This window comes from Escherichia marmotae (genome assembly GCF_002900365.1).
Classification (GTDB): Bacteria; Pseudomonadota; Gammaproteobacteria; order Enterobacterales; family Enterobacteriaceae; genus Escherichia; species Escherichia marmotae.
The window spans coordinates 562,638-576,587 of the sequence record NZ_CP025979.1 but is presented as its reverse complement, the minus strand read 5'-3'; the positions used below and the strand labels follow the sequence as shown (position 1 = coordinate 576,587).

Sequence of the window (13,950 nt, the reverse complement as noted above, 5' to 3'; positions counted from 1 at the left end):
GTTTTCTCCTGTTTACCGGGGTCCCTGCGTGGTTGAGCCGCCGGACTCAACGCCGCCGTGAACGTGGTTTCCAAAATCAATACCCCCGATGTTCGAACCGCCGGAAAGCCTGGACTGCCCGGTAACGTTAAGCCCCTTACTGACGGAGGTATCGCCGTTCAGCGCAATTTGTGGTGAGTTAACGGTGAAGCTTTTCGGCGCATTAATCACACCCTCAGGCGCGGATATCTCCACTTTCCAGGGAGATACAATCCGTATCTGGTTGTCATCAAATACCACAAACTGGACGGGATCACCGTTGAGCACGCCACCCAGCCAGATGGCATCAGCATAATTATGGGTACGCTTTGATCCCGGCATCGCAGCCTGACGCGTGGCTTTTACCGCACTGATATCCCGATCGCAGATGGCAAGAAAACCGATATCCCCCACATGTGGCGGCATAATCACCGCATTACCGCCCCCCTGTAGTCGCCATACGGGAATGTTATAAATCACCTCATGTTCAACCGGGGAACCGTCTGCTGCAACGCCCATTACCATCGGTCGGGCCTCAATAAATTCCTCTTCCACGGCTACCACCCGTCCCAGAGTGATAAACGCATGACGTCCGAGAAACTGCCGCAGCATAAAGTCCTGTGCATTGATTTCGCTGTTCACGTCTGTCGGGTTACTGAGTGGTTGTGCCATTTTCTTCAGCCCTCATCATGGTACAGTTGGAACTCCACGGACCGCCCACGGTTCGCGAAGTAATGGTGTGTATCACCCCTGTGATCGTATAATCGCCCGTCATATCAGGCAGTGACGATTCCAGATGCGCTGGCCTGCCAGTAAAGAGATCGGGGCAGAATATCGTGGTGGCGCTGAGTCCGGTCATGGTGTAAACCGGATAGCCAGTCAGTCCGTGATCCGGCGAAATCAGTACCGGCGGAATATTCCGGTTCTGCCCTTTCGGCCAGATGGTGACTTTCTCCACATTCCCCAGATCAATGTTAATATCGGCGGCTGAAGCGACATCCAGCATTTGTTGTACAACATTACCGGAAAAATGCGGGTCAGACAGACTGCGGCTGACCCCCTGGTTTTCAAATCCAAGCCCGACAGTTGACGCCAGCGCACGGATAATATCTGCAACCGCAACATCGCCCTTTGCGCTGAAATCTGCCGCCGTCTGATTACGCAGATTAAAATGAATCTGTCCTGTCAGAATGAGCGGAATATCCGGTGCCTGGTTGTAGTCGGCGTATGCATCAGTAATATCACCTTCAAAAATAAGCCGCCCGTCGGCCCACAGCCGCATTTTATTTGCGGTACTCTGCTCCTGTCGCCACACACCGCGCCAGCTTAAATTCGTCATATGCGCCGGTGACATTCCCCAGATATACAGCGTGATTTGTGTACCAGCCACCCCTCCATATACGGCAATACTGGCAAAACAGCTTGCGTCGGTAATGGTCAGCATATTGCCCTGGCCATTACCAAACGTTCGCCCGTCTGAAAGAGTGAACTCCACCGTTATTTTACGTTGTCTGTAGCTCATATCAGTTCCTCAGGTAACAGCCAGTAGAGCCGGTACCGGGATCCGAGCCCCCGCCAGTCAGGGTCACTATTCCCCTCCGTGTCGGTAAAAAACAGGTCCCCCTGAAACGGCAGGTATCCGTACCGGACAATCCGGTTATTATTCAGACACAGCACGCCATACAGGCACGGTTCACCATTAACAATGATATCGATATACATCCCCGTAGTACGCTGATTCAGGCGAATGGTGCAGACCTGAGCGCCCAGTGTCACCGTAAACTGCTGGGCTTTAACGGGAGATAAAACAATTTCCAGCATCAGGTGATCTCCCTGTTCGTGGCACTTCGTCTGTCAGCGTCTGACGGTTGTGTCACCGACGCCGTAACTGGCTGCGTTTTAACCGATGCGGCCCCTTTTGCTTTATCGTTGTCCGTGGGAGACGACCTATCCGTACTTCCCACTGACACCTCTCCTGTATTCATTACGGTCTGAAATACCGCAGTAACCGTCAGTAAGGTCGGACCATTATTACTTCGCATTCGGTAGTCATATTTCACAAGGTCGCAGGATGTCCATGTCTTGTCCGGCGTCTCAATATCGTAGAGTCCTGCCGTGGTACGCATCCTTTCAAGCGTTTCCAGCACATTCGTCCGCGAGGTGGTGGAAAAATTTGTCAGATTCGGGACAACCCCGGAAAACGCCGTCCAGCCCTCTACAGTGAAAGTCACATGCAGTTCCTGCGATCTCTGGATTTTATTAAAGGTGGTATAAGCCCCCTGCTCCACGGGGACGGTGGAAACAGAAGCCTCCGCGCCCACCTCAACGGCAACAAAAGAATCCGGGGAAAAAGGTTTTTCCCCCTTCTGGTAAGCACCTGCCGGATCATTTACTGCGTAATAAATACCGAATGATGGTGCCAGTACACTGTTAATGAGTCCCAGTACCCCGCCACCACGAACGGCACTCAGTACATTACTTTCATTGAGTGAAAAGTTATTCAGGGAAAAATTATCGAAAGAAAAACTCATCCTGTTACCCCGCTGGAATAAACCGACACAAGCGCCGAATTCCTTATACGCTGACGTGCATCATCGGTGATCCCCTTCACATTGTCTGAAGTTGTGGTGACATTCAGCGTCCCGATATGCGTGGTTTCCGTTACGGTGGGCTGCGATACAGGCGCAGGATGGCGCGACCGTATGGCCATTGCCGCACCCGGATAAGGCAGGTTCGCCAGCACCCGCGGAATATAGTTGCGGGTCTCCTCCGGAGCAGCAGCCAGTCCCTTACGCTGAACATTTCCCTCTCCCCAGTTATATGCCGCCAGAGCCTTAGCCAGATCGCCATGAAAAAAACGCATCAGACCACCCAGTTTTCTCGCGGCAGCATCTGCGGATTTTTCGGGATCAAAGGGGTCGTTCCCCCTCAGACCAAATTCCCTGGCCGTCTGCGGCATAAACTGAAACAGTCCCATCGCACCAGCAGGTGAGACGGCAAACTGATTACCACGGGATTCGGTGATCGCAACGCTGCGCAGCAGTCCGGGCGGCAGGTTATATTTTTCCTCCAGTTGAGACAGTTTCGGTTGCAGCCAGCCTAACAGGGCTTCCCCGGTCTTCGTCGGTCGCTGGCGGTTTTGCATGGCATTACCGAGTTTTTCCTGCGTCGCACGCATACCCTGTAGCCAGGATTCACCGAAGGCTGCTTCCCTCCCGGTTGCCTGAGAAGCCTGAGTATCCAGCATTCCCTGCTGCCATACTGTGGATGATTGTGCCCGGGTGATGTTGCCAGGCTTTTCTCCGGCATCCAGTTTTGTCTGATACGTCTCCATCTCTTTCTTATTGAAAAAGAAAGTCCCGTCTGAAGCCCAGAAAAAACCTTGTAAATCCAGCCAGTCCTTATTTTTCCTGCCAACAATGGATGTCAGTAATCCGTCAACAACCGGGTAAAGCGCCGTTATCGCAAAAAGAAGGCCTCCGGGGCCACTGAGGGCTTTTGTCAGCCCCCGCACCCATGACGCCACTTTCAGCCCGATCAGCGTAATAATGACATTCTGCCAGCCCCCCAGTTCTCCGGCAGCCTTATTCGCCAGGGAGGCCACTGACTCAACGTCATTCAGAAATGTGGTGATAAAACTGTTCACTTCCTCCGGATGTTGCTGCATCCAGTCACCGAGTGTCTCCAGCCAGTGGCTGAGCTTCAGCGCGTACGGCATCAACGCGGTGCTAAGCGTCATCCCGATGCCGGACCAGGTCTGATCGAGCTCAACAAGCTCTTTTCGTAGCTTACGGGCCAGCGCTATACGCCCCGGCGTAACCTGCGAACGGGAAGTAAATTCGTCCACATCTTTCAGCGCATGACCGGAGCCAAGAAACTGCTGTCCGGCATAACTGAAGCCCAGCGCGTTGCCGTAGGCAGTTTGTTCGGACTTTGTCAGTCGCGGAAAAATAACCGCCAGCTTGCGCATGATGGTTTCAGTGCTGTCAGTATTTAAATCAACACTAATGCCCGCCCTGGCTGCAACCTGAAACAAATCCTGTAACACAGGATCAAAGGACCTTCCGGCTCTGAAGGCCGCTTTTGCATTTGCAAGCCGGGAAAATGCCCCAGACATTTCCCCTTCATCAACATTATTTGCCCGCGCAGCCCGTAGCCATCCGTCCAGATTTCTGGCCTTCATGCCAAAAGCATCGGATTCCACGGACAGACGGTTCAGGTCACGGGCAAAACCTGTTACCAGGTTCTTCAGCCCCCCCAGCGTCAGACTGACACCCGCAAGAGCCAGAATCTCGCTACGGATCCCTGAAAAAAAACGGGCCGCCCGTTTCCCGGCATCTTCCATTCGACGGGCTGTTTTATCAGCATCTTTTCCGGTTTTTTCCAGTGATTCACTGGTTTTCTTCTGTCCCTGACTGAATGTGTCAGCGACACCTTCCATCACCGTCGTGAGCCGGTTAAGGGCAGCATGTACTGCCTGTTCCCCGGCAGTAAAGTCCCTGTCATCAATCCCGAGGGACAGAACAAGCTCATCAAGTACCTGCGCCATTTCTGTTCTCCTGTATCACCTGTTCGTTATGGGCATCCACATGAATTATTTCCAGCAGATCCCATAAGTCCTGCACACCAAGGACAGAATCCAGTTCAGCTTTTGGTAAGCGGCTCGTCAGAACCGTATTGATATTTACTGAGAGCTCAGATCAACTTTCCAGGGCAACAGATCGCGTACCCGGTTTGCCGGCCAGTCCTGGATATGTTCAATGACGTAACGCAGCCACTTTTCTGGCTCCACATTGTTCAGACGGCATGTGCCGATCAGCGAGTACAACACCGCCGCATGTTCACCACCGCTGTCGGAACCCGCGAACATCCAGTTTTTCCGGCCTACGGCCACTCCCCGTAAGGCGTTCTCTGCGATGTTGTTGTCGATTTCCACCCAGCCATTACTGCAGTACACGTTCAGTGCATCCCACTGTTTCAGCAGGTATGCGAACGCTTTTGCCGTATCTGAGTGACGCGACAGTGTTTTCATCTGTTGCTGTATCCAGTCATACAGTGACTGCATCAGTGGCGCGGCTCTGGCTTTTCTTGCCGCCAGACGCTGTTCTGCTGAACAGCCCCGGACCTCTGCCTCGATAGCATACAGTTCACCGATACGCTGCAGGGCTTCCGTGGTGATGTCGGTGGGCGCTCTTGCATGCACATCGTGGATTTTTCTCCGGGCATGAGCCATACACGCGGCTTCCGTTATTCTGCCGGATTCGTATAACGCCCGGTAACCACCGTAAGCATCGGCCTGAAGCACACCGCTGTAACCGGCCAGGTGATTTTGTGGATGGATACCTTTCCGGTCCGGACTGTACGCGAACCAGACCGCCGGGGGCATCTGTGAACCGGCGTTGCGGTCATCACGGACGTAGACCCACAGCCGGGCTGTCCGGGTTTTACCGCTGCCCGGCTCCTGGACCGGGACGGGGATATCATCGGCATGGACTTTACCGGGCATCAGCACATACTGGCGCAGGACGTCATACAGCGGCTCCAGCAGTTCAGCAACGGCACCGGTCCAGCGCCCCAGTGTGGCACGGCTCAGCTCCACTCCCTGACGACGGTATATTTCTGACTGGCGGTATAACGGCAGATGGTCTGCATATTTCCCGGTGACAACATGGGCCAGAAGCCCCGCTCCGGCATAACTGCGTGCAATGGGTTTTGAAGGTACTGGTGCCTGCACGATATGGTCGCACCGGCAACAGGCCAGTTTCGGACGTTGTGTTTCGATAACCTTAAAGGCGCTGCTGATAAGCTCCAGTTGCTCTGACACATCACATCCCAGAGAACTGAGTTCACCACCACAGGCAGGACAGCATTCCTCTTCCGGCCGGATAACCCGGGTTTCACGGGGAAGTGAGGCCGGTAACGGTTTACGGGCTGAAGACTGGCGCAGGGCGGATGGCAGTACCGGGTCATATTGCTCACCCAGCGTTTCCGCCATTTCTTCCTGAAGTGCGCTGATTCGCTCCTGAGCTTCCTGTATCTGCCGTTCGGTTTTTGCACGAAGTTTTTCTGAGCTTTTACCGAACTGCATACGTTGCAGTTTCGCAACCAGCGCCTTCAGCCGGTTGATTTCGGAAGCATAAGCCGCCACCCGCTGTGAGAGCAGGCGGTTGTATTCAGCCATCTGGCGGATGGTGTCCTGTTGCGTCTGCAACAGTGCCCGCAGGCGGGCGTTCTCATGAGCAAGTGAGGTGTCCATATCCTCACTTTACAACGGGTTATATGCGGATTCCAGCGCGTTCCGTTCGTTTCGGGTGCTTCCAGTTGATACCTTCAGGAAGCATGGATAACTGAGCCGGAGTAAGGTGCACCTTGCCGTCACGGGTGACTGGCCAGACGAAGCGGCCCCGCTCCAGGCGTTTGGTGAAGAGGCACAGTCCGTCACTGTCAGCCCACAACACTTTTATCTGGTCACCCCGGCGTCCGCGGAAGATGAACAGGTGTCCGGAGAACGGGTCATCCTTCAGGACGTTCTGAACTTTTGATGCCAGGCCGTTAAAGCCATTTCGCATATCGGTGATACCTGCAACCAGCCAGATACGCGAACCGGCAGGGAGAGATATCATCAGTGGCTGCTCCCTTTTATTTCGCGGATAAGTGTCTGTAATAACGCCGGCGTCAGTTTACCTTTAAGCCTGAGAGTTCCGGCCGGCAGAACCAGCTCACAACACAGACTGTCGGACGGTGTATTTATCTGCTCTGGTTCCTGTGCGGGGGCCGGGATTTTATTATCCGGCTCCGGCGTTAACGTCACGGGAAGCAGTGCCGGCATATTTTTTCCGGAAGGCAGCAGGCCACCTTTCCGGTATTGATGGCGCCAGTTGAAGAGCAGGTTATCGTTGATTCCGTTTTCCCGGGCGATCTGCGCCACACAGGCTCCGGGCTGCAGTGACTGCTCCACTAAGGCGATTTTAAACTCATAAGGGAAGTTGGGCCGCCGGGGTAATGCCGATCAGTTAAGGATCAGTTGACCGATCCAGTGGCTGTGTAAGAATCCGGAAACGCTCACTCGTTTCCGGATTTTTTTATGCTCATTGGACAGGCCCTTGATTTGGTATCCCGTTACGATTCTCTGCGTAACCCACTGACTTCTCTGGGGGATTACCTCGACCCCGAACTCATCTCTCGTTGCCTTGCCGAATCAGGTACTGTAACGCTACGCAAGCGCCGTCTTCCCCTCGAAATGATGGTCTGGTGTATTGTTGGCATGGCGCTTGAGCGTAAAGAACCTCTTCACCAGATTGTGAATCGCCTGGACATCATGCTGCCGGGCAATCGCCCCTTCGTTGCCCCCAGTGCCGTTATTCAGGCCCGCCAGCGTCTGGGAAGTGAGGCTGTCCGCCGCGTGTTCACGAAAACAGCGCAGCTCTGGCATAACGCCACGCCGCATCCGCACTGGTGCGGCCTGACCCTGCTGGCCATCGATGGTGTGTTCTGGCGCACACCGGATACACCAGAGAACGATGCAGCCTTCCCCCGCCAGACACATGCCGGGAACCCGGCGCTCTACCCGCAGGTCAAAATGGTCTGCCAGATGGAACTGACCAGCCATCTGCTGACGGCTGCAGCCTTCGGCACGATGAAGAACAGCGAAAATGAGCTTGCTGAGCAACTTATAGAACAAACCGGCGATAACACCCTGACGTTAATGGATAAAGGTTATTACTCACTGGGACTGTTAAATGCCTGGAGCCAGGCGGGAGAACACCGCCACTGGATGATCCCTCTCAGAAAGGGAGCGCAATATGAAGAGATCAGAAAACTGGGTAAAGGCGATCATCTGGTGAAGCTGAAAACCAGCCCGCAGGCACGAAAAAAGTGGCCGGGGCTGGGAAATGAGGTGACAGCCCGCCTGCTGACCGTGACGCGCAAAGGAAAAGTCTGCCATCTGCTGACGTCGATGACGGACGCCATGCGCTTCCCCGGAGGAGAAATGGCGGATCTGTACAGTCATCGCTGGGAAATCGAACTGGGATACAGGGAGATAAAACAGACGATGCAACTGAGCAGGCTGACGCTGAGAAGTAAAAAGCCGGAGCTTGTGGAGCAAGAGCTGTGGGGTGTCTTACTGGCTTATAATCTGGTGAGATATCAGATGATTAAAATGGCAGAACATCTGAAAGGTTACTGGCCGAATCAACTGAGTTTCTCAGAATCATGCGGAATGGTGATGAGAATGCTGATGACATTGCAGGGCGCTTCACCGGGACGTATACCGGAGCTGATGCGCGATCTTGCAAGTATGGGACAACTTGTGAAATTACCGACAAGAAGGGAAAGAGCCTTCCCGAGAGTGGTAAAGGAGAGGCCCTGGAAATACCCCACAGCCCCGAAAAAGAGCCAGTCAGTTGCTTAACTGACTGGCATTAGGGCCGCCGGGGACGTTTTTTTACCACGGGGGCTTCGGATATAACGGTGCTTTCAGGACGTACGACTGGTACCGTGGAAAATTGTCCGTAAAGGCAGGCATCAAGTTCCTGCTCCGACATGCCTGCGGGCAAAGGCCACGAAAGGCCAGCTCTCCGAAAGCGCACGAACATACTACAAACTGTTGATTTTGGTACACCCAGGCGATGCCCGGCCACAACCCGGGGTAAATGTTCTTCAAAGTGAAGACGTAAAGCTTCAGTGATCCAGGTCCGGTGTTTCATACGATAGTGTCCATTAAAAATGATGGACACTATTTTTGTAGAGCCGGAGGAAACAGACCAGACGGTTTAAATGAGCCGGTTACGCGCTTAAAGCGCAGCACATTACTATTACCGCCGAAACTCAGGGGGCGAAAGTCGAGTTTACTGTTGAACAATTACAGCAAAGTGAGTATTTGCAGCTTCCTGCGTTCATCACCACACTCCCTCCCGCCTTATGGTTTGTACAACGACGCCGATATTTTCGCATCTCCGCCCCACTTCATCCGCCTTATTATTGCCAGACCAAACTGGCAGATAACAGTACGTTACGTTTTCGCCTGTATGATTTATCGTTAGGTGGCATGGGCGCATTGCTGGAAACGGAAAAACCAGCCGGATTGCACGAAGGCATGCGCTTCGCACAGATTGAGGTCAACATGGGACAATGGGGAGTTTTTCACTTTGACGCCCAGTTACTGGCTATCAGCGAACGCAAATTGATTGATGGCAAAAATGAAACCATCTCCACTCCCCGTCTGAGCTTTCGTTTTCTTAACGTCGGCCCGACGGTGGAGCGGCAATTACAGCGAATTATTTTCTCACTCGAACGGGAAGCCCGGGAGAAAGCGGACAAAATACGCGACTGAGTTACATCGCATCCAGTGCCTGCTCGAGTTTGTAGATATAGCGCGGTGCCTGCGGTGCGGGGTGATTTTTCGCTACATGCTCGAGGAACTCGTCAGCGTCCAGATCGTTGATTTTACTGATCGCCTTTTTCCGATCTGATGAGAAAGTCCGTAACAGCGCGCCAGCTCCGTTGGCGTATGACACCACCAGTGCATATTGCAGTACCTTCGGATCTTCAATTCCTGCCAGCGGGCCGGTTTCCAGAATATTCAGGTAAGCCGCCCCCATTGAGATATTGCGCTCCGGGTTTTTCAGTTCGCTGGTTGTCGGTTCGCCACTCCACCCCATGCGGCGATAAACATCACGTCCGGACGTTGAGGCTTTCAACTGCATCAGACCAATCGCATTCGACTTACTGACCGCGTTTGGGTTACCGCCCGATTCAATAGCGATAATCGCCGTGATCAATTGTGGATCGACACCCCAGGCCGCACCGGCCTTCTGGCTTATTGGCATCCACTTCATTGCACGTTGTACCGGAACTTTCGCGTTCCACGGCGGGTTCGTGTAGTCATGCTTAGATGAACAACCCGCTAATAACACAATCAAAAAGGCAAACCATCTCAATTTCACTTCATCTATCCTTATAGCCTGGAATCGCCGTTGAGGTGACAACAGCACACCTAAGCGGCATGATATACAATTCGTTTCTGTTGTCAGCAAGGAATTGCCATGTCTCAGTTTCACTTAATCGCCCCGTCGGGTTACTGCATTAATCAGCACGCCGCGCAGCGCGGTATTCAACGCCTGACGGATGCAGGTCATCAGGTCAATAACGTAGAGGTCATTGCCCGACGCTGTGAGCGTTTTGCTGGTACGGAAACGGAGCGACTGGAGGATATCAATGCCCTTGCCAGGCTGACGTCACCCAACACTATCGTACTGGCAGTACGCGGCGGTTACGGTGCCAGTCGCTTACTGGCAGACATTGACTGGCAGGCACTGGTAACTCGCCAACAACATGATCCGTTGCTCATCTGCGGGCATAGCGATTTTACGGCCATTCAGTGCGCTCTTCTGGCGCAAGGCAATGTCATCACCTTTAGCGGACCGATGCTGGTGGCGAATTTTGGCGCGGATGAGTTGAACGCCTTTACCGAGCACCATTTCTGGCTGGCGTTACGTAATGAAACGTTCGCCATTGAATGGCAAGGGGAAGGCCCGGCGTGTCAGAGCGAAGGCACGTTGTGGGGAGGCAACCTCGCGATGTTGATTTCGCTGATTGGTACGCCTTGGATGCCGCAAATCGAGAACGGCATTCTGGTGCTGGAGGATATCAACGAGCATCCTTTCCGCGTCGAGCGCATGTTGTTACAGCTTTATCACGCAGGTATTTTACATCGTCAGAGCGCGATCATTCTCGGTAGTTTCAGTGGCAGCGCGCCAAATGATTATGACGCGGGTTACAACCTGGAGTCAGTTTACGCGTTCTTGCGCTCTCGTCTGTCGATCCCACTCATCACCGGCCTCGATTTTGGTCATGAACAACGCACGGTTACACTGCCGTTGGGCGCACATGCCATACTCAATAACGATAAAAGAGGCACACGGATGACAATAAGCGGTCATCCTGTTCTGAAAGCGTAAAAAAATCACGCTTCAGGGCCAAGTAAAACGCTGTTTCTGCCGTGAATATGGTAGGGTTTATAGTACGAGACAGCGTAATCAGGAGTAACCGACCGTTGGATGCCGCAACAATCATTAGCCTTTTCATCTTAGGCTCCATCCTTGTCACCAGTAGTATTTTACTTAGTTCATTTTCTTCCCGCCTTGGCATTCCGATTCTGGTTATTTTCCTGGCGATTGGCATGTTGGCGGGCGTCGATGGCGTCGGCGGCATTCCGTTTGATAATTATCCTTTTGCCTACATGGTAAGTAATCTGGCGCTGGCAATTATTTTGCTCGACGGCGGGATGCGAACCCAGGCCAGCTCATTTCGCGTTGCATTAGGTCCGGCGCTTTCACTGGCGACAGTCGGCGTGCTTATCACCTCCGGTTTAACCGGCATGATGGCGGCGTGGTTGTTTAATCTTGATTTGATTGAAGGCTTATTAATCGGTGCCATTGTCGGCTCCACCGACGCCGCAGCGGTCTTTTCTCTGCTTGGCGGCAAGGGACTTAACGAACGTGTTGGCTCAACACTGGAGATAGAATCCGGCAGCAATGATCCGATGGCCGTCTTTCTGACGATTACCTTGATTGCGATGATCCAGCATCATGAAAGCACTATTAGCTGGATGTTCGTTGTCGATATTCTGCAGCAATTTGGGCTGGGAATTGTGATCGGTCTTGGCGGTGGTTATTTACTGCTGCAAATGATTAACCGCATTGCTCTGCCTGCGGGCTTGTATCCATTGCTGGCATTAAGCGGCGGTATCCTGATTTTCTCTTTAACCACTGCGCTGGAAGGCAGCGGTATTCTGGCAGTTTATCTGTGCGGTTTTCTGCTGGGTAATCGCCCGATTCGCAACCGCTACGGCATTCTGCAAAATTTCGACGGCCTCGCCTGGCTGGCACAAATCGCCATGTTCCTCGTGCTCGGCCTGTTGGTTAATCCGAGCGACCTGCTGCCTATTGCCATTCCGGCGCTCATATTGTCCGCATGGATGATTTTCTTCGCCCGTCCCCTGTCGGTATTTGCCGGATTATTACCGTTCCGCGGCTTCAATCTGCGCGAACGGGTGTTTATCAGTTGGGTGGGATTACGCGGCGCGGTGCCGATCATTCTGGCAGTATTTCCGATGATGGCGGGGCTGGAAAATGCGCGCTTGTTCTTTAACGTCGCCTTCTTCGTGGTGCTGGTTTCACTGCCATTACAGGGAACATCACTCTCGTGGGCAGCGAAAAAAGCCAAAGTCGTGGTTCCGCCCGTCGGACGTCCTGTATCACGCGTTGGCCTGGATATTCACCCGGAAAACCCGTGGGAGCAGTTTGTTTATCAGTTAAGTGCCGATAAATGGTGCGTGGGTGCGGCACTGCGCGATCTGCATATGCCAAAAGAGACGCGTATTGCGGCACTGTTTCGTGATAACCAGTTGCTTCATCCCACCGGCAGCACCCGACTGCGCGAAGGCGATGTGCTGTGTGTAATTGGTCGGGAGCGCGATCTTCCGGCGCTCGGTAAACTGTTCAGCCAGTCGCCGCCAGTCGCGCTGGATCAACGCTTCTTTGGTGACTTCATTCTCGAAGCCAGCGCCAAATATGCTGATGTGGCGCTGATATATGGTCTGGAAGACGGCCGGGAATATCGCGATAAACAGCAAACACTGGGTGAAATTGTTCAGCAGTTGTTAGGCGCGGCACCGGTTGTCGGTGACCAGGTGGAGTTTGCCGGGATGATCTGGACGGTGGCTGAGAAAGAAGATAATGCCGTGTTGAAGATCGGCGTTCGGGTGGCAGAGGACGAAGCCGAATCTAAAATTTGATGTAGTTTGTATCGCCGGATGCGACGCTGTGCGTCTTATCCGGCTAACAGCAAGTTACACCGTCACAACTGGCACGCGTAACGCCAGCGAGCACATCAACTCATAGCCTACCGTTCCGGCAGCGGCGGCGACATCATCAATTTTGATCTCCTTGCCCCACAGCTCAACCGGCGTACCAATTCCCGCTTGCGGGCAGGGCGTCAAATCAACCGCCAGCATATCCATCGAGACTGTCCCTATCGTCATGGTGCGTACTCCGTCCACTAAAACAGGTGTACCGGTTGGCGCATGACGCGGATAACCATCGGCGTATCCGGCGGCGACGATGCCAATTCGCTGCTCATCGCGCGCGGTATAGTGACCGCCATAGCCCACACGATCTCCTGCTTTTAGTGTCTGGATACCAATAATCTCGCTGCTTAATGTCATTACCGGACGTAATCCAGTATTGGCAATATCCCGCCACTGACCGGACGGCGAAGCACCATACAAAATAATGCCTGGTCGAACCCAGTCAAAATGCGCTTCCGGATGCCACAGGGTTGCCGCCGAGTTAGACAACGAACGCCGACACTCCAGTCCTTCTGCTGCTCGCTCAATACGCGCCATCGCCGTAGAAATCCCATCAGGATGCTCCGCATCGGCAAAATGCGACATCAGCGTCATTTCGCCAACATTCGCCATCGCCCGCAATTGCTGCCAGACGGTAAGCATGCGCTCAGGCATGAAGCCCAGCCGATTCATCCCGCTGTTCACTTTAAGATAAATATCCAGCGGTGCCTTTAGTCGCGCGTTTTGCAACGCTTTGAGCTGCCAGTTGCTGTGTACACAGGTGGTCAGCCGGTACTGGTCATAAATTTCCAGATCCTGAGCATGGAAAAATCCCTCCAGCATCAGGATCGGCCCTTTCCAGCCGCGCTCGCGTAACGTTATCGCCTCTTCCAGATTAAGTAATGCAAAGCCATCGGTGGCCCCGAGCGCGCTCCAGATACGCTCGACACCATGACCATACGCGTTGGCTTTTACCACCGACCAGACACGCGCATGCGGCGCGGCCTGGCGAACAATGGTCAGATTCTGTTTTAATGCCTGCAGATCGAGGCTGGCCTGTATCGGTCTGGTCATCTCGCGTC

General features: G+C 53.5%; 12 protein-coding genes and 4 pseudogenes. 4 read left to right on the top strand and 12 right to left on the bottom strand.

The window, feature by feature from the left end; all coding sequences use genetic code 11:
- Positions 1–12: 12 nt before the first annotated feature.
- From C1192_RS03055 to tnpA, 8 genes and pseudogenes are all read right to left on the bottom strand, one after another.
- Complete coding sequence (locus C1192_RS03055) at positions 13–690, bottom strand: Gp138 family membrane-puncturing spike protein (RefSeq protein WP_038354842.1); 678 nt, start codon at positions 688–690, stop codon at positions 13–15.
- Positions 671–1,540, bottom strand: coding sequence for a baseplate hub protein (locus C1192_RS03050; RefSeq protein WP_038354841.1), 870 nt, complete (start codon positions 1,538–1,540; stop codon positions 671–673). Before C1192_RS03050 ends, C1192_RS03055 begins: the two co-directional genes overlap by 20 nt.
- Entirely contained in the window at positions 1,537–1,839 is a 303-nt protein-coding gene (locus C1192_RS03045; protein ID WP_000890114.1) for a phage baseplate plug family protein, read from the bottom strand. Before C1192_RS03045 ends, C1192_RS03050 begins: the two co-directional genes overlap by 4 nt.
- Entirely contained in the window at positions 1,839–2,549 is a 711-nt protein-coding gene (locus C1192_RS03040) for a phage baseplate protein (RefSeq protein WP_038354840.1), read from the bottom strand. Before C1192_RS03040 ends, C1192_RS03045 begins: the two co-directional genes overlap by 1 nt.
- Positions 2,546–4,567, bottom strand: coding sequence for a lytic transglycosylase domain-containing protein (locus C1192_RS03035; protein ID WP_038354839.1), 2,022 nt, complete (start codon positions 4,565–4,567; stop codon positions 2,546–2,548). The genes C1192_RS03040 and C1192_RS03035 overlap by 4 nt, the downstream gene beginning before the upstream one ends.
- Before the next feature lie 135 nt (positions 4,568–4,702).
- Entirely contained in the window at positions 4,703–6,274 is a 1,572-nt protein-coding gene (locus tag C1192_RS03025) for an IS66-like element ISCro1 family transposase (protein WP_001756948.1), read from the bottom strand.
- Between the two features lie 19 nt (positions 6,275–6,293).
- A complete protein-coding gene (tnpB, locus tag C1192_RS03020) occupies positions 6,294–6,641 on the bottom strand; it encodes an IS66 family insertion sequence element accessory protein TnpB (RefSeq protein ID WP_069906977.1) in 348 nt (115 codons plus the stop codon).
- Positions 6,641–7,018: pseudogene (gene tnpA / locus C1192_RS03015) on the bottom strand (IS66-like element accessory protein TnpA); the annotation flags it as partial. The gene tnpB and the pseudogene tnpA, both read right to left, overlap by 1 nt.
- An 84-nt stretch (positions 7,019–7,102) precedes the next feature.
- On the opposite strand from tnpA, the gene C1192_RS03010 reads away from it, so the two are divergent.
- On the top strand, positions 7,103–8,431 hold the full coding sequence (locus C1192_RS03010) for an IS4-like element IS4 family transposase (RefSeq protein ID WP_103194771.1): 1,329 nt from the start codon (positions 7,103–7,105) through the stop codon (positions 8,429–8,431).
- Positions 8,432–8,444: 13 nt separating this feature from the next.
- Here C1192_RS03010 and C1192_RS03005 read toward each other — a convergent pair.
- Positions 8,445–8,756, bottom strand: a pseudogene (locus C1192_RS03005) (IS66-like element accessory protein TnpA); the annotation flags it as partial.
- A gap of 56 nt (positions 8,757–8,812) precedes the next feature.
- On the opposite strand from C1192_RS03005, the pseudogene C1192_RS03000 reads away from it, so the two are divergent.
- Positions 8,813–9,352, top strand: a pseudogene (locus C1192_RS03000) (flagellar brake protein); the annotation flags it as partial.
- 1 nt (position 9,353) lies between these two features.
- On the opposite strand, the gene emtA reads toward C1192_RS03000, so the two are convergent.
- The gene (gene emtA, locus C1192_RS02995; RefSeq protein WP_001516541.1) at positions 9,354–9,965 is read right to left on the bottom strand and encodes a membrane-bound lytic murein transglycosylase EmtA; all 612 of its coding nucleotides are present in this window, start codon (positions 9,963–9,965) and stop codon (positions 9,354–9,356) included.
- A 99-nt stretch (positions 9,966–10,064) separates the two neighbouring features.
- Between emtA and ldcA the strand changes: the two genes are divergently transcribed.
- A complete protein-coding gene (gene ldcA, locus C1192_RS02990) occupies positions 10,065–10,979 on the top strand; it encodes a muramoyltetrapeptide carboxypeptidase (protein WP_000077266.1) in 915 nt (304 codons plus the stop codon).
- 47 nt (positions 10,980–11,026) lie between these two features.
- Positions 11,027–12,745 (top strand): annotated as a pseudogene (locus tag C1192_RS02985) (potassium/proton antiporter); the annotation flags it as partial.
- Here the strand turns inward: C1192_RS02985 and C1192_RS26165 are convergent.
- Both C1192_RS26165 and dadX read right to left on the bottom strand, forming a co-directional pair.
- Positions 12,683–12,829 (bottom strand): hypothetical protein, encoded by a 147-nt coding sequence (locus C1192_RS26165; protein WP_420870958.1) that lies wholly within the window; start codon positions 12,827–12,829, stop codon positions 12,683–12,685. The pseudogene C1192_RS02985 and the gene C1192_RS26165 overlap by 63 nt on opposite strands.
- A gap of 42 nt (positions 12,830–12,871) precedes the next feature.
- On the bottom strand, positions 12,872–13,942 hold the full coding sequence (dadX, locus tag C1192_RS02980) for a catabolic alanine racemase DadX (RefSeq protein WP_038355947.1): 1,071 nt from the start codon (positions 13,940–13,942) through the stop codon (positions 12,872–12,874).
- Positions 13,943–13,950: the final 8 nt, after the last annotated feature.